Source organism: Nocardia cyriacigeorgica (assembly GCF_029868385.1).
Classification (GTDB): domain Bacteria; phylum Actinomycetota; class Actinomycetes; order Mycobacteriales; family Mycobacteriaceae; genus Nocardia; species Nocardia cyriacigeorgica_F.
In genome coordinates, this window is sequence record NZ_JARWNX010000043.1 from 230722 (window position 1) to 246587 (window position 15866).

The following is a 15866-nucleotide window of genomic DNA, read 5'->3' on the forward strand; positions in this document are numbered from 1 at the left end:
CCGATCACGCTCCGATCGGCATACGTGCCACGGGGATGGGTCGGTCCGGATAGGCCAGGTGGACCCGGCACTGCCGGTTCGGTAGGCCGTCGAGCAATCTGATCTCCGCGCTGCGCAGGATCTGCGCGCATACCTCGGCCACCAGTTGACGCGAGAATTCGCCAGCGACGCAGCCGAACGGGCCGGAACCGAACAGCGCGCGACGCGGATTGTTCAGGTCGGCGAACCGTTCCGGACGGTAGTGGCCGGGATGGTCCCAGACATTCGGATCCTGATTGAGCAGCGACGGCGCGACCCCGACGATGGTTCCGGCGGGCAGATGGTAGGCCACGCCGTCCTGCTCATAGGTGAACGGCTTGCTCAACGCGCGCACCAGCGACGACACCGGATTCAGCCGGATCGTCTCCCAGAGGCACCAGCTCAGATAGGTCACCGGATCATCGGCCGAGGTGGCCGCCCGGTACACCTGGGGACGAGACACCACATCCAGCAGCGTCCACAGCCCGTAGCTGCCCGGATAGGTGACGGCGTTCCACAGCACGTACATCGCCATCCAGGCCGCGTCTCCGGTGGCGACGCCCGCCGCTCGAATCGACCGGAACAGCAGGCAGTCCGGCATCGTCTCGGCGGCTTCCCGAAGGATTGCGGCCAGCCGTTTGGTGGCGCGGTATTCACGCATGAACCACCGCGCCGGGGTCACCGCCAGCGTGGCACGCGGCACCTCGATGCCATCGGCGATCGCCCGCATCAGCGGGGTGACCCTGGCGCCGTAGCGGTCCCAGAATTCATCTCCGGCGAAGTACCGTCCGGAGATCTCGTAGATCGCCCGCGGGAACGCTTCGGCCATATCGACGGTTGGTCCCCAACTGTCGATATGGGCTGCCATCACCGTCTCGGTCAGCGGCGCAAGGGTCGTGACACGATGCGGCGCCAGCAGGCCCGCCATGATCCGCTTACCGGTGAGCGCGAGATCCTGGAGCGAATCGTGATCGCTGTGCCGGCGCGGGAACCAGAAGCCGACGGTCGGGACATTGCCGAAGACCGGGCCCATCATGGCGTGCTCGGCGGGCAGGGCGAGCACCTGATCGTAGGCCGCGCGATCGGTCAGATAGGTCAGATCGAACCGGGTCGGCACGCGCAGGGTGAAGACGCTGCCGTGCACGCGGGCGGCATCGTGCACCATCTCCACCGGCCGGGTCACCACATTGTGCAACCGCGAGACGACGCCGATGATCGGGATCGCATCCGCGCCGATCCGTGCCAGTGGTGCGGCGCGGAATCCGTGCGGCACCTCCGGTGGACGGCAGTGCGCGCGCCATCCGCGCCACATGAGAAGTCCGGCCGCCGCCCCGGTGGCCAGGGCAGCGCGCTGGAGCGGGACCCGCTCGAGCCGAGTGTTCACAGTGCTCCATCCATCGAGTAGAACTGCCGGACCCATTGGCGGTATCGGCCGATCTGGCCGTCACCGTCGGCGATCGCGGGCCGCGCGAGATAGGTTTTGTGCCGCCAGATGTCGATATCCCTGCGCACTTCCTGCGAGAAGGCCACCAGGGTCACGCGGGCGAGGATGGCCGAAAGCACCGTGCTCAGCACCTTTCGGCTGCGTCGCGCGCTGACCGCTAGCCGCAGCACGACCTTCCCGCCGGAGACGAGTGTTGGCAGCACGAGCAGGCGCAGCCGAACGTGGAACGCGGGCAACGTCAGTTCGACGATCGATACACCGAGACCGGCGGCGACCAGATCGAAGGTCGCGTCCATCTCGATCCGGCCGATGAGCCGTCGGCGGATGCCGTAACCGGCCCGCAGCAGCGGGCCGTCGACAGTCAGCGGCTGGGTCGCCCGTACCTCGCCGAACGCGTGCAGGATGCGCAGATGGCCCAGGTCGACACTGTTCTCGGTGACTTCCTGTGGATGTCCCTGGAAATGATGGCTGCCCACCAACAGGCCGCGCCATTGCGAGCTGTCGTCGTCGGGTGGTTCCCATGCGGGTGTCGCCTCCGGGCCGGAATAGACCAGGATCGCGCCGTAGCGTTCGAGAACCGGGATGGTGCCGAGCCGCGCGGCGGGCGGTGGTGTGCCGTACGGGTTGTGCGTGCAGGCGCCGGTGGCCGAGAAGCGGAATCCGTGGAACGGGCAGCGGATTTCTTCCCGCACCACCTTTCCGCCATGCCCCAGATGTGCGCCGAGATGTGGGCAATAGGCATCGGCGGCGACGAGTGTGCCGGATTCGGTGCGGAATACGACGATCTCACGGGAATTCAGCTGGGTGGTGAAGACGGATCCGGGGCGACATTCGCGGCTCCAGCCGACTGCGAACCATCCGTGTGGTGATTCCAGTCGGGCAATCGGTTGACGGGCGTGCAGAGCCGACGACGGCGGAAAGGGTGGCATGCGTACTTCCTGGACAACCACGTATGAATCTTGGTTAGAGCAGCGAGGATAGACCTTCCAAGAGAACGCTCATTCCTGCGTCAATTCCCAATATTGGGAATATTGCGCCAGGGTGATGCGGCGGTAGCCAGGAGGTATCGACTATATTTCCGGTGCGTTTACCGGACTCGTTCTCGGGTCATATATTCGTTTTACGAATTACCGCCGGTGGCGATACGCGGTACGTGTGAACGCCGATAATGCTTCCCGCTTCTTTCGATGACGAGTGAGCCTCGCCCGTTCAGATCGGTGCGATGCCTATCCATCCACCCATCGGAACGCTGCGGAAATGTGTTGTCAGACGGTGTTTCTCGTCGATCACATGCAGTGCGACCGCGGGGTCCGGCGCATAGTCCATCACATGATCGGGCAGCGCCAGCTCCCACTCACCGCCGAGCACCGACGCGGTGCTCGGTCCGATCAGCAGCGGTTTGCCCGCGAACGTGGTGGTCGCGGCGGAATGCGCGTGGCCGGTGAGCACGCCGAGAACGCGGTCGTCGCCCGCGACGATCTCGGCCAGACGCTCCGGTTCGGCGAGCGCGATCTCGTCGACCACCGGGCTGAACAGGTGTGCGGGCGGATGATGCAGCGCCAGCAGGATCGGTGCGTCGACGGGGGCCTCGGCGAGGACCCCGCGCAACCAGTCGTAGGTGTCGTCGGTGAGCCGCCCGCCCGGCTCGCCTGGCACGCTGGAATCGAGCAGGGCCAGGGTCAGCGGGCCGACGCGGTGGGTGCGATTGATCGGTGCCGTCGACGGCGGCTCCCCGAGCAGCACTTCGCGGAAGGCGGCGCGGTCGTCATGGTTGCCGGGGATCGCGTAGACGGGGATATCGGCCTGCAACGCGATCCGCGCCTCGGCGTACTGATCGGGCTTGCCGGAATCGGTGATATCGCCGGTCACCAGGATCGCGTCCGGTCGGCGCCGTAGGTCGGCGAGGTAGGCCATCACCCGCTCCGCACGTTCGACATTGCGGGGTCCGAGATCGAAATGTGTGTCGCTGACCTGAGCCACCAGGATCATGCCCATCCGCTTTCTCTGGGGGATCGCTCCATTGCGAAACAGCGTGCACCGCACCTCCCGCAGCGCCGGTATCAGGCTAGTTGACCAGCGGAATCGTTGTCGCCATGAGGCTCACCACCTCGATCGCCCAACTCCGAAAAATGTGGGGCGAGTCATGTTGAACTTTCACCCAGTCGTTCGGCCGCCCGTTGTAGCAGCTCGGCCGGATCATCGGACGCCGAGGCGATCGGCGCCCAGAACGACTCGCCCGGCGGCGCCTCCAGGTTCAGCTCGGGTGGGGTGCGCCAGTCCGCGGCCAGGCCGAGCCGCCAGGAGTGCAGATAGGTGCGGTCGTGGGCGGTGGATTTGTCGAACAGTGGGTCACCGGTGATGGCGTGGCCGATCCAGGCGAGGTGCACGCGGATCTGGTGACGGCGGCCGGTGACCGGGCGTAGCGCGAGGACGGTGTGCGCACCGTGGCGAAGGACGGTCGCGAAACGGGTGGTGGACGGGTAGTTCTTGGTGTCGAGCAGATCGGCGGACTCGACGAACCAGCGGTCGTCGGCGACCCGGATGCTCTCCCGTGGCGCGGCGATCCGCACCCGGTTCTTGCGGCCGACGCTCAACGGCAGATCGATGGTGCCGGTGTCGGGCAGCTGCTCGGCCGGTGTCGCGACTATCGCCAGGTAGGTCTTACGGGCGGTCTGCTTGTTGAACTGCCTGGTCAACTGGCCGTGCGCGGCGAGATCCTTGGCCAGCAGCACCACACCGGAGGTCACCTTGTCGATGCGATGCACCGGATACAACGTCTCACCCGCGGCCGCGGCGGCCTGCACGATATCGGTGTCGTGCCGTTCCCCGGTCACCGATATGCCCGCGGGTTTGTTCAACGCCACGATCGCCTCGTCCTCATCGAGGCGGCAGCGTTCACGCAGGTCGGGCCAGTCGATATCCACCGGCCGAGCCTAGACGAGAACGTGACCGGGTCTGGCGTGCCGCGGCAACTCCTCCAGCGGAGGCAGCAGACGAGGGCGTGCTCAGCGGCCCTTGTTGTTGCGGCGCAGCAGATGGGGCCGCAGCCGGTTGAATCCACGCACCCGCACACTGCGCAGATGGCGGATGGCGAATTCGGGTTCACCGGCCAGTTCGTCGGCTGCCGCATCATCGATCAGAACGGTGCCGGGCCGGGCGACGCCGGTGAGCCGTGCGGCAATGTTCACCACGGAGCCGTAGAGATCACCGAATCGCTGGAGGACCGGGCCATAGGCGACCGCGACGCGCAACTCCGGCGTGGTGCCGACGGTCATGGTGGTCTCTTGAATCGTCAGCGCGATGCGCGCGGCCGCCAGCGGGGTCTCGGCGGCGTACATCACCTCATCGCCCACGTTCTTGATCACCCAGCCGCCGTTCTCGGTGATGGCGGCGGTGGTCGTCGATTCGAACGCCTCCAGCAGCGTCGACAGCTCATCCGGATGCAGATGCCTGGTCAGCCGGGTGTAGCCGACCATATCGGCGAAGCCGACGGCCAGCTCCCGCGTGGAATCGGCGGCCGTGCCAGCACCGTCGAGTGAGCGGGCCATAGCGGCGGCCAGATGCCTGCGCCAGGCGTAGACCTGTAGTTCTTCCAGGATCGGCACGGTCGCCTCGGTGGCCTGTCTGGCCACCTCGGCCGGATCGGCGCCCGGATCGGCGGCGGCCACCCGGCGGGTGATCTCGTCGAGCACCAGATCAACCTGCCATTCCGCGAGCCGCGCCATCGCCTGGCCCATGGTGCGGGCGGTCGCCGCCTGCTGCCGCATATCGGCCGAGGCCAGCACGCCGAGCTCACGAAAATCGCGGACGGCGCGCACATCGGCATCGGTGTAATCGAGCGTGGGCTCCTCGCCGCCCGCCGGGAAACCGAGCGCGATCCACAGCCGCCGCGATACCTCCGGCGCAACACCGGACCGCTCGGCCACATCGTCGCGGGTGTAGCGCCGGGTGCCACCGAGCAGGTATGTCTCGACGACCGACTGCACCAGTTGCGACATTTCGGGCGACACCATGGGGCTAAACCTTACGGATTCCGGCCCCGGCGAACGAGGGGTCGCGGTGACATTGTGGCGTCACACGAAATCTCCGCTACCCGAAGGTGACAGGTCGATCGGTCGGCAGGTTGACGAAGCTCGGCGCGTTCGGGTCGAGCACCAGATGCTGCGGTTTGAGTTCGCTGGCATTGAGCATCGGCCGAAACGCCAGGGCTTTGGGCGAGTTCCCGGCGAAGACGTCCACCCGCAGCCGATGCCCCGGCTGGATGATCGCCTGGGTCGGGATGACGGCGATATCCAATGCGATCGGCTCACCCGGCGGCACCGGCAGCATGCTGTCCAGGGTGATCGGATTGTGCGGCGCGGTCAGGTCGCCATTGGCGGACCGGGTGCTCTTGGCGTCGTCGATGGCGCGCAGCGAGGAGGTGAGCTGACCGGTGGACAGCACCGTCGAGGTCCCATCGGGCGCGACATCGTTGACGGTGACGTTCCAGTACCCGTCGGTGGCATCGTGCACGGTATTGAGATGGACGTTGATCGGCCCGGAGATCACTGTCGGCTCGGTGATCTCGGCGCTGGTGAAGGTCAGGCCGTTGCGTTCGGCGATCCGGGAATCCTTGGCGCAGGCATCGATCACGGCGGTCATTCCCGCCGAGCCCTGCGCGGCGTCGCGCGAGCACGCGGTGGTGAGTCCGGGCGCGACGGTCAGGCGCGTGGTCTCGCCCGCGGGCGCCGCCGTGAGAGAACCGTCGTGCAGGCTGTCGCGGGTGGTGCCGCTGGGCGCACCGGACAGATACACCCGGCGATGCGTCATACCGGGCTGCGGGAATTCGCCGAGGGTGACCCAGCCGCCGCCCTGCTGCCACACCGTAACGGGTCCGAATCCGGTGATGCCGTTGTCGATGTCCTTGAGCCAGTGGTCGAACCACGCCCGCTGGAGTACGTCGAGGCGGGCCGGTGCGCCCGGAACACCGGTGCCCGCACCGGGATTCGCATGATAGGTATCGCCGACGACCAGCTTCTTCCGGTCCGCGGGCAGCGGTATGGCGTTGTAGAGGGCGGTGGCGCTGTTGGCGAAGATGTCGTGCCAGCCGCCGTAGACGAAGGCGGGCACACCGACCCGGTCGGGGTGGCCGAGGATGCCTTCGCGGAACGCGCTGTTCTCATCCAGTGCGGCCGACAGCGCGGGCGGAACATTGTGCAGTGACGGTGTGAGCAGGGCCTGGGCGAGCAGATCGACATTGGTGAGCGGATCGCGTCTGCGGTCGTTGAACCAGCGCCAGTCGAAGGTGCCGTCGAGCATCGAGCCGATATCGGGCAGCAGTTTCGCATTGTTCACCGAGTTCAGCCACATCGGCAGGAAGGTGGTGCCGATACCGCCGCCGGGAGCCACCACATCACGCATGAGGTCGCTGCCCGGCTCCACCGGAAAAATCGCGCGCAGTGCATGCGGCGGATTCTCGGCCGCGCGCAACTGGTTGATACCCGAGTAGGAACCGCCGCTCATCGCGATCCGGCCGTTGGACCAGGGTTGGGCGGCCGCCCAGTCGATCACCTCACGGGTGTCGAGTTGTTCGCGCTCGCCGAGGGTGTTCCAGGTGCCCTGGGAGAATCCCGTGCCCCGCACATCGGCGACGACCTGGGTGTATCCGCTGCGAATCAGCTTGCGGTCCAAGCCGAGTACGGTCTGGATGGTGCCGCCGTCGAGGGCGTGCAGGAGATCCTCGAACCCGCTGACCGGGGTGCCCGACAGGTTGATCCGGCCGACCAGATCCATGGTGAGCTGTTGCAACCCGGGCATGGAGACGGCCGAATCGATCAGGTTGGTCATGAGTTTCGTGTACGGCGTGAGGTTGACGATCGTCGGCAGCGGCGCGGTCTCGACCTGCCGGTCGGCGCGGATCGGCCGGTAGACATTGGCCTTGAGCACCACGCCGTCGCTCATGGTGATCGGCACATCCCAGTCGATGTGCACATCCGGATACGGCTGCGGCCCGTCATGGGTGTCGGTCCACTGCCGTGCCAGTTCGTCCGGCGCGACGGCGGGTGCGGGCGTCTCGTAGGCGACCTCGCGGTCGGTCACGGTCGCCACTCCGGCCGCCCCGCCGGTGAACAGGATCACGAACGCTGCCGCCACACCCTGGACCCGCCGGGTCAACCGCATCGACACCCCTCCGCCTCATGGTTTTCGCGTCCGGCGCACATGTGACCCAGACCATAGCAATGTGCTCTGGAAACCTGGGGAGGACTCGCCAGCGGCGGCGGGGATGTCAGCCGATGGGCTTGCGCTGGGCGCGCAGCACGACGTCGCTGGTGTGATGGGTTCCCGGCGGGCCGGGGCGGGTACGGGGGCGGGTCGAATTCACCAGCACGGTCCAGTCGTCACCGAGCAGGTCGGCGATCTGCTCGGGCAGGTAGTAGTCGCGTGGATCGAAGCCGTGGTCGTCATCGGGTGGGAAGTCGGCCGGATCATGGCCGACGACGAGCAGCGTGCCGCCGGGCGCGACCGCATCGATCAGGCCGCGCACCGTGGCGTGCTCGGGTTCCAGCTCGATCGGGAAGTAGTGCGCGGAGACCAGGTCGAAGGAATCCGCCGGTGGTGGCGTCGTGGTGAGGTCGGCATGGGACCAGGACACCTCGCGGTTGGTCGCCGCCGCACGTTCGAGCGCCACCTGCGAGACATCCACCGCGGTCACCTGCCAGCCCTGTTCGGCCAGCCAGCGCGCATCGGCGCCCTCACCGCAGCCGACGTCGAGCGCCTGCCCCGGTGTGAGTCCACTCGCCTCGGTGACCAGCACATCGTTGGGCAGACCGCTGAACAACTGCTCGCGGCTGCCGTACATCTCATCCCAGAACTGCTGGTCCATCGCGTGTCTCCGTCCCTCGGTGGTGGCAGGACCAGAATGCGAGCAACCATGCAGACTTGACAAACAAATTTGCCAGAACTGCAATATCGGTATGGATCGGGACTTCGATGAGGTGATCGACGCGGTCGGGCCGCGGCTGCGCGAGTTGCGTCGCCGCAGCGGCACCACCTTGGCGGCCCTCTCCGAACTGACCGGCATCCCGGTCAGCACGCTGTCGCGGCTGGAATCGGGGCAGCGCAAACCCAGTCTCGAGTTGCTGTTGCCGCTGGCCAAGGCGCATCAGGTGCCGCTGGACGAGCTGGTCAACGCGCCGGAAACCGGCGATCCCCGCGTGTACGCGCGCCCGTTCACCCGCAACGGCCAGACGGTCGTGCCGCTGACCCGCAAGCCCGGCGGATTGCAAGCCTGGAAGCAGATCCTCGCCGGACGCCCCGCCGATCGGGAACCCGATCCGCGCACCCATGAGGGCTACCACTGGCTCTACGTGCTCAACGGCAAACTGCGCCTCATCCTCGGCGACCGGGACATGGTGCTCACCGCGGGTGAGGTCGCCGAATTCGACACCCACCTACCGCATTGGTTCGGCAATGCCGACGACAATCCTGTCGAATACCTGAGCATCTACGGACCGCAGGGCGAGCGTTTCCATATCAGGGCCCGTTACCGGCCCGAATGATCACAGCCGCTCGATGATGGTGGCATTCGCCAAACCGCCTGCCTCGCACATGGTTTGCAGTCCCCAGCGGCCGCCGGTCTGCTCCAGATGATTGACCATGGTGGCCAGGATGCGGGTGCCGGAGGCGCCGAGTGGGTGGCCGAGGGCGATGGCGCCGCCGCGCGGGTTCAGTTTGGCCGGGTCGGCGCCGAGTTCGTGCTGCCACACCAGCGGCGCCGGAGCGAAGGCCTCGTTGACCTCGTAGGCGTCGACGTCATCGATGCTCAGCCCCGCCCGGTCCAAAGCCTTGCGGGTGGCCGGGACCACCGCGGTGAGCATGAGCAGCGGATCGTCGCCCACGACGGCGAACGAATGGAACCGTGCCCGCGGGCGCAGGCCGAGCTTGTTCGCCATCCGCTCGCTCATGATCAGCGCGGCCGAGGCGCCGTCGGTGAGTGGCGACGAGTTGCCCGCGGTGATCGACCATTCGATCTCCGGGAACCGTTGCCGGTAGGTCTCATCGGTGAAGGCGGGTTTCAGTCCGGCGAGTTTCTCGACGGTCGTCGTGGCGCGAATGGTTTCGTCGGCATCCAGCCGTCCCGCGGTGACCAGTTCACGGTCGAAGCCGCCGGATGCCGCGGTCTCGGCCGCCAATCGGTGTGAGCGGGCGGCGAATTCGTCGAGCCGGGCCCGGTCCAGCTTCCAGCGGGCGGCCAGCAGCTCGGCGGAAATGCCCTGCTGTACCAGGCCTTCCGGATAGCGCTGGGCGATGGGCCCGCGGTTGGCGTCCTGGCCGGCGGCGTTGGAGAACATCGGCACCCGGCTCATCGATTCGACACCGCAGGCGATCGCGATATCGTAGGCACCCGATATGACGCCCTGTGCTGCGAAATGCGCCGCCTGCTGACTCGAACCGCACTGCCGGTCCACGGTGGTCGCGGGCACCGATTCCGGGAACCCCGCCGCCAGCACCGCCGTCCGGCTGATATTGAACGCCTGTTCGCCACTCTGCGTGACACAGCCACCGATCACATCATCGACCAGCCCGGGATCGAGATCATTGCGGCCGAGTAGATCCGACAGCACACCCGCCAGCAGTGTGGCCGGATGAACATCGGAAAGCCCGCCACCGGCCTTCCCTCTACCCGACGGGGTACGCACGACGTCGACGATGACCGCGGTCTCCATGACCAACTCCTGACTCCGAGCCGACCGGCCAAGTTAATGACCATTCCGTGTTAAGTTAACACAGATTCGCGGTCTTCCGGGTCATCGCTTCATCCTCGATGTGGTCTCGGTGATCAGGGTGTTGCCGGTGTAGACGAGGGTCCCGTCGGTGAGATCCTCAGGCGCGCACCACGATCACCGGGCATTCCACCGAATGCAGCACCGATTCCGAGGTGGAGCCGAGCAGCATGCCGGTGAAGCCGCCCCTGCCGTGGCTGCCGACGATCACAAGCTGCGCGTTCTCGGATTCGCGCACCAGCGATCGAGCGGGCCGGTCGCGTTCGAGGATGCGCTGCACCTCCACATCGGGATAGCGTTCGGCGTATCCGGCCAGGGATTCGGCCAGCGTCGCCGCCTCGATGTCCTCGCTGTCCACCCAGTCGAGCATCGGTATGTCCATACCGGTCACATCGGTCCAGGAGTGCAGGGCGGTCAGCCCCACCTTGCGGCGGGAGGCTTCGTCGAAGGCGAGTTCGATGGCCGGTTCGCTGTTGCGGGTGCCGTCGACGCCGACCAGCACCGGTTTGGCCGCGGACACCACATCGGTGGCCGACACATCGCGGATCACCGCGACCGGACAGTTCGCATGCCTGGTCACGGCCGTGCTCACCGAACCGAGCAGGCTGCGCCGATAGGCGCCGAGCCCACGGCTGCCCACCACCAGCAGCACCGCATCCGCCGAACGTCCGAGCAGATACCCGACGATGCGGCCCTCCACCAATTCGGTCGAGATCTCGGGTACCCCGCTCGAGCCCGCGACCTCGGCGGCCTTGGCCAGCGACTGCTCGGCCCGGTGCCGTGATCCGGCGATGTCCTCCGCGGAGAACAGCACGCTCGGCCGCATATCCGAGGGCAGTTCCGGTGCGGAGACGATGCTGAGGGCCCGCCCCCGCGATGCGGCATCGGCCGCCGCCCAGGCCACCGCGTGCATGGATTGCGGTGAACCGTCGACCGCCACCACGATCGGGGCGTCGGCGGGTTTGATCGGTGCGGTCATCGGGCGCGTCCTTCCGTGGAATCCTCCGGCCGGACGACCATGACGGGGCATCCGGCGTGCTGAACCAGTGAGTTCGATGTGGAGCCGAGCAGTAGACCGGCGAATCCACCGCGCCCGCGGCTGCCGACCACCACCAACTGGGCGGTATCGGACCATTCGCGTAGTCGCTCGGTGGGGTTGTCGATATAGGTCTTGCGGGTCACCGCGACATCGGGGTACTTCTCCTGCCATCCGGCCAGCCGCTCACCCAGCACTTCCTGACCTGCGGTTTCGACCTCGTCTTCGGGCAGTAGCCTGCGCAGTTGTTCGGATTCGAGCCGCCGGTCGTTGTGCACATGGATCGCGACCAGATCGGTGCGGCGGACACTCGCCTCGGCGAAGGCCGCGGCGACCGCGGCTTCACTGACCGGGCTCCCGTCCACCCCGACCACCACCGGGCCCGTCGTCCGGACCGCACCCGCGGCGTCCGCCCGCACGACGATCACCGGGCCGTGCGCACGCGAGACCACCGCGAGCAGCGTCGATCCGATATGACCGAGAATCCCGACATTCCCGGTGGCACCGAGCACCACCACGTACACCTCGGCGCTCTGCTCGATGAGCAGGGCGCCCGCACTGCCGACCGAGACACGCGTCGTGACCGACAGCTCGGGTGCCTCCTCGACGGCGACCTGTTCGGCTCGGTCGAGCAGATGCCGTGAGTTCTCCTTCAACGCCTCGAGCAGCGACGAGGTCACCCCACCCGCGGTGCTGACCAGCTTCGCGGTGCCGACCAACTCCATACCGTGCGCCAACCGCAGCCCCCGCCCACGCTCGGCCGCGAACCGGGCCGCCCACCGCACCGCCACCAACGCCCCCGCCGACCCATCGATGCCGACGACCACATCCGTGGATCGGTCACGGCGGTTGTCTATCGGTTCCGACATGTTCGGCCTCCGGTGTTCGGGCCGGACCGGGCGAGCATCCGACCGGGTGCTGCGGCCCACCTCCGCTGGGTGCCGCAGCGCCAAGCCTGTCCCGGCCGCTCACCGCGATCAAGGGCCGAAGGTCGCTTTCCCTCGATCGTTTTCGGAAGGTTATCCACCTGGGTGCGCCGGGAATCGGCTGGGATCGGACCGGCGGGTGTGCCGGAACGGCCGCTGCGCGGACCACGTTCGTGGCATGCTGGCACGGGTCATGCGGTTCAAACATCACACGATGTGTGGAGGTCCGATGGCTACCTCACGCGATGCCGACGACTTGTTCGCGCTCCCGGCGTTCGGGCGCAGCGCGCCGAAGGCCGGTTTTCCCGAACCGGAACTGCTGCCGCAGGTCGCCTACGAGATCGTGCACGATGAGTTGGCCCTCGATGGTGTCTCGCGGATGAATCTGGCCACCTTCTGTACGACGTGGATCGATGATCAGGCGCGGCGGCTGATGTTCGAGTCGATCGATAAGAACATCGTGGACAAGGACGAGTATCCGCAGACCGCCGAACTCGAGCATCGTGCGGTGCGGATGGTGGCCGATCTGTGGTGCGCGCCCGATCCGGCCGCGACCCTCGGTACGTCGACCATCGGTTCGAGTGAGGCGGCGATGCTCGGCGGGCTCGCGGCCAAATTCCGGTGGCGTGCCAGAGGCGGCGGGACCGGGATGCCGAATTTCGTCTGTGGGCCGGTGCAGGTGTGCTGGGAGAAGTTCGCGCGCTATTTCGATGTGGAGATCCGCCAGATCCCGTTGCGCGGTGACCGATACACCATGCATCCCGACGATGTCGCCGCCCACTGTGATGAGAACACGATCATGGTGGTGCCCACGTTCGGGCAGACGTTCACCGGTCTGTTCGAGGATGTGGTGGGAATCAGTAAGGCGCTCGACGATATCCAGGCCGCCACCGGACTCGATATCCCGATCCATGTCGACGCGGCCAGTGGCGGCTTCCTCGCCCCGTTCACCGCACCGGAGTTGGTGTGGGATTTCCGGTTGCCGCGGGTGAAGTCGATCAATGCCTCCGGGCACAAGACCGGTCTGGCGCCGCTCGGTGTGGGCTGGGCGATCTGGCGTGAAGCCGCCGATCTGCCCGACGAACTGATCTTCGACGTCGACTATCTCGGCGGCAGTATGGCCACGTTCAATCTGAACTTCTCCCGGCCCGGCGGTCAGGCCATCACGCAGTACTACGAATTCATCCGGCTCGGCCGCATCGGCTACACGAAGTTGCAGGCGGCGATCTACCAGGTGGCACGTCATCTCGCCGAGGGTCTGGCCGAACTCGGCCCGTTCGAACTCATCCATGCCGGTGATCCCGGTCGCGGCATCACCGCGGTCTCCTGGCGTCTCGGCGGCGATCCGGGGTTCAACCTCTACGAACTCTCCGACCGGCTGCGCGCGCGTGGCTGGCTCATCGCGGCGTATCCGTTGCCCGACGATCGCGGCGATGAGGTGATCATGCGAGCGGTGCTGCGGCACGGCTTCACTCACGACATGGTCGACCTCCTGCTGGCGGATGTCCGGCGCGGTATCGACCACCTGACGGTGCATCCGCAATCGGTGCCGCTCACCCGGCACGATGCGGGCGGTTTCACCCACGACGCGACCCCGGCGGTGCCCTGAGACCCGACGCGGCGGTTCAGCGATGCGGACCCAGCTCCCAGAGTCGGATCGTATTGTCCTCGGCTCCGGCGGCCAGCAGCGTGCCGTCCGGGCTGAAGGCGACCGACAACGCACGCCCGGACGAGACGGTGAGCGGTTGCTCCAGCGATTTTCGGGTTCGCGCGTCCCACAGGCGAACCGTGCCGTCGGCGTGCGCGCTGGCGAAGAGCGCGCCGTCGGGACTCGCGGCGACCGATTCGACACCGGCGGCGGCGATCGGCTCGATCAGGTTTCCGCTGGGTAGTTCGATGTGCCGCTCCACATTCCAGAAGCGGACCGTGCTGTCACCGGAGACGAGCGTCGTGCCGTCCGGGCCGAACGCGACCGCGTGGCAGGCCTGATCGCCGGTGAGCGGTGGTCCGATGGGTGCTCCGGTGTCGATATCCCAGAGCCGTATGGTCGCGTCCCAGCCCGCGGAGGCCAGGGTGGTGCCGTTCGGGCTGATGGCCACCGCATCCACATAGTCGCCGTGGTCGGTCAACGCCGGGCCGATCTGCTGTCCGGTGGACACGTCCCAGATTCTGATCGTTTTATCCCAGCTGCCGGAGACGAGCCGGCCGCCATCGGGATGGAAGGCGGCGGTCACGATCATATCGGTGTGCCCGGTGAACGGTGGTCCGATCGTCTCGCCGGTCTCGGCGCGGACCAGTCGCAGATCGTGCCGGTCCTCGACGGCCACGATGGTGCCGGTTGGATCGAATGCGCGGATCACCTGTCCGCGGGATATTTCCCTGATCGCACGTCTGGCCTGCGCATTCCATATATTTCTGCCACCGGCCACCTTGCCGCTGTTCGAGCTGAACACGACCGCGTCCGGCGTGCTCCCCGCGGGCAGGTCGGTGATTTCGGTGGCGAGCGGTCGCTGCGGGTCCGGTGTGTGCGTGGGGCCCGCGCCGGATGCCTCGTCCTCGGATCGAAGGGCGAGCGTCGCGGCGGTGGCGGCGACCGCGATCGCCGGTACCGCGATGGCGGCACCGGCCAATAACCGACGTCGCGAAACATTTCGCGCTGCCATCGGCGGGAGGTCGACGAGTTCGGTTGTCCTGTCGTCGGATTCGGCGAGTTCGAGTTCGGCCGCGGCCGCCAGCTCGCCGCAGCTGTCGTAGCGGAGACTCGGGTCCTTGGCGAGGGCGACCGCGATGACCTCATCGAATCCGGCCGGTATGTCCGGGCGCAGTTCGCTGGGCCGCGGCGGTTGCGCGGTGAGATGCGCCGCGACCACCGCCGCCTGGTCGGAGCGCGTGAATGGCGGTGTGCCGATGATGAGTTCGTACAGTGTGCATCCGAGTGCGTAGACATCGGCGCGGTGATCGATCTGCTCGCCCCGGAAGCGTTCCGGCGCGGTGTAGGCGAGGGTCATGAGCAGACCCGAGCGGGTGACCGTGTGATCGACGGTGCGCGCGATCCCGAAGTCGGTGAGCAGTGCCCGTCCGGTGGCATGTTCGATGAGTATGTTCGCGGGCTTCACATCTCGATGGAGCACGCCCGCATGGTGCGCGTAGTCGAGTCCGTCGGCGATATCGCTGAGCAACGCGACCGCGCGGGCCGCAGACAAGGGTCCATTCGTGCGCAGCAGCGCTGCCGCATCCTGACCCTCGATGAACTTCATGGCGACCCACATCGGCGTCGCGCCCGGTGCGCTGCGGTCGTACACCGGCACGATATTGGGATGGTCCAACCGGGCCGCGAGGTCGACCTCGCGTTCGAAGCCGGTGGCGGTGCGCGGGTCGGCACCATGGTCGGGTAGTACTTTCAGCGCCACCAGCCGGTCCATTCGCGGATGGCGCGCCAGATAGACCGTGCCCATCCCGCCGCTGCCGAGTACGCGATCGATCCGGTATCCGGCGATGACCGTCTCCGGTGTGCTGCTCACCTCTGCTACCTCCCCGATTCGCCGGCCGCATCCATGGGCGTCGACCGGCCCTGAAGGTACCCCGAGTGCGGCTGGCTGGGCAGCGCGAATGCGATATCGCGGGTAGGGCGCTTGGCGCGCCGGTCTATCGGAATGGGTTCGGCGGCGCGCGGTATGCGT

13 protein-coding genes are annotated in these 15866 nt (G+C 67.1%); 2 read left to right on the forward strand and 11 right to left on the reverse strand.

The genetic code is table 11. The features are described 5' to 3' along the window. Positions 1 to 4 precede the first annotated feature (4 nt). The 7 genes from QH168_RS13210 to QH168_RS13240 form a co-directional block, all read right to left on the reverse strand. On the reverse strand, positions 5 to 1402 hold the full coding sequence (locus QH168_RS13210; RefSeq protein WP_280234884.1) for a cytochrome P450: 1398 nt from the start codon (positions 1400 to 1402) through the stop codon (positions 5 to 7). Next, entirely contained in the window at positions 1399 to 2391 is a 993-nt protein-coding gene (locus tag QH168_RS13215) for a Rieske 2Fe-2S domain-containing protein (RefSeq protein ID WP_280234885.1), read from the reverse strand. Before QH168_RS13215 ends, QH168_RS13210 begins: the two co-directional genes overlap by 4 nt. A 280-nt stretch (positions 2392 to 2671) precedes the next feature. After that, positions 2672 to 3457: a metallophosphoesterase gene (locus QH168_RS13220; protein ID WP_280234886.1), complete on the reverse strand. Its 786-nt coding sequence runs from the start codon at positions 3455 to 3457 to the stop codon at positions 2672 to 2674. 146 nt (positions 3458 to 3603) lie between these two features. Further along, positions 3604 to 4386, reverse strand: a complete 783-nt coding sequence (locus tag QH168_RS13225) for an RluA family pseudouridine synthase (RefSeq protein WP_280234887.1) — start codon at positions 4384 to 4386, stop codon at positions 3604 to 3606. An 81-nt stretch (positions 4387 to 4467) separates the two neighbouring features. Further along, positions 4468 to 5475 (reverse strand): adenylate/guanylate cyclase domain-containing protein, encoded by a 1008-nt coding sequence (locus tag QH168_RS13230; RefSeq protein ID WP_280234888.1) that lies wholly within the window; start codon positions 5473 to 5475, stop codon positions 4468 to 4470. A gap of 76 nt (positions 5476 to 5551) precedes the next feature. Further along, on the reverse strand, positions 5552 to 7621 hold the full coding sequence (locus QH168_RS13235; protein WP_280234889.1) for a CocE/NonD family hydrolase: 2070 nt from the start codon (positions 7619 to 7621) through the stop codon (positions 5552 to 5554). A 106-nt stretch (positions 7622 to 7727) separates the two neighbouring features. Next, the gene (locus QH168_RS13240) at positions 7728 to 8324 is read right to left on the reverse strand and encodes a class I SAM-dependent methyltransferase (protein WP_280234890.1); all 597 of its coding nucleotides are present in this window, start codon (positions 8322 to 8324) and stop codon (positions 7728 to 7730) included. A 91-nt stretch (positions 8325 to 8415) separates the two neighbouring features. Here QH168_RS13240 and QH168_RS13245 point away from each other — a divergent pair, with 91 nt between their 5' ends. Then, entirely contained in the window at positions 8416 to 9000 is a 585-nt protein-coding gene (locus tag QH168_RS13245; RefSeq protein ID WP_280234891.1) for a helix-turn-helix domain-containing protein, read from the forward strand. Here QH168_RS13245 and QH168_RS13250 read toward each other — a convergent pair whose 3' ends face one another. From QH168_RS13250 to QH168_RS13260, 3 genes are all read right to left on the reverse strand, one after another. Continuing rightward, on the reverse strand, positions 9001 to 10167 hold the full coding sequence (locus tag QH168_RS13250) for a thiolase family protein (RefSeq protein ID WP_280234892.1): 1167 nt from the start codon (positions 10165 to 10167) through the stop codon (positions 9001 to 9003). 157 nt (positions 10168 to 10324) lie between these two features. Further along, complete coding sequence (locus QH168_RS13255; RefSeq protein WP_280234893.1) at positions 10325 to 11203, reverse strand: universal stress protein; 879 nt, start codon at positions 11201 to 11203, stop codon at positions 10325 to 10327. Next, complete coding sequence (locus QH168_RS13260) at positions 11200 to 12129, reverse strand: universal stress protein (protein WP_280234894.1); 930 nt, start codon at positions 12127 to 12129, stop codon at positions 11200 to 11202. The genes QH168_RS13255 and QH168_RS13260 overlap by 4 nt, the downstream gene beginning before the upstream one ends. Positions 12130 to 12415: 286 nt before the next feature. Here QH168_RS13260 and QH168_RS13265 point away from each other — a divergent pair, with 286 nt between their 5' ends. Continuing rightward, positions 12416 to 13795 (forward strand): glutamate decarboxylase, encoded by a 1380-nt coding sequence (locus QH168_RS13265; RefSeq protein WP_280234895.1) that lies wholly within the window; start codon positions 12416 to 12418, stop codon positions 13793 to 13795. A gap of 16 nt (positions 13796 to 13811) precedes the next feature. Here QH168_RS13265 and QH168_RS13270 read toward each other — a convergent pair whose 3' ends face one another. Next, a complete protein-coding gene (locus QH168_RS13270) occupies positions 13812 to 15707 on the reverse strand; it encodes a WD40 repeat domain-containing serine/threonine protein kinase (protein ID WP_280234896.1) in 1896 nt (631 codons plus the stop codon). Positions 15708 to 15866: the final 159 nt, after the last annotated feature.

Coding starts and splice junctions, on each gene's coding strand:
- QH168_RS13230 (WP_280234888.1), bottom strand. CDS start 5,475: ATGGTGTCGCCCGAAATGTCGCAACTGGTGCAGTCGGTCGTCGAGACA.
- QH168_RS13245 (WP_280234891.1), top strand. CDS start 8,416: ATGGATCGGGACTTCGATGAGGTGATCGACGCGGTCGGGCCGCGGCTG.
- QH168_RS13265 (WP_280234895.1), top strand. CDS start 12,416: ATGGCTACCTCACGCGATGCCGACGACTTGTTCGCGCTCCCGGCGTTC.
- QH168_RS13255 (WP_280234893.1), bottom strand. CDS start 11,203: ATGACCGCACCGATCAAACCCGCCGACGCCCCGATCGTGGTGGCGGTC.
- QH168_RS13235 (WP_280234889.1), bottom strand. CDS start 7,621: ATGCGGTTGACCCGGCGGGTCCAGGGTGTGGCGGCAGCGTTCGTGATC.
- QH168_RS13220 (WP_280234886.1), bottom strand. CDS start 3,457: ATGGGCATGATCCTGGTGGCTCAGGTCAGCGACACACATTTCGATCTC.
- QH168_RS13260 (WP_280234894.1), bottom strand. CDS start 12,129: ATGTCGGAACCGATAGACAACCGCCGTGACCGATCCACGGATGTGGTC.
- QH168_RS13250 (WP_280234892.1), bottom strand. CDS start 10,167: ATGGAGACCGCGGTCATCGTCGACGTCGTGCGTACCCCGTCGGGTAGA.
- QH168_RS13215 (WP_280234885.1), bottom strand. CDS start 2,391: ATGCCACCCTTTCCGCCGTCGTCGGCTCTGCACGCCCGTCAACCGATT.
- QH168_RS13240 (WP_280234890.1), bottom strand. CDS start 8,324: ATGGACCAGCAGTTCTGGGATGAGATGTACGGCAGCCGCGAGCAGTTG.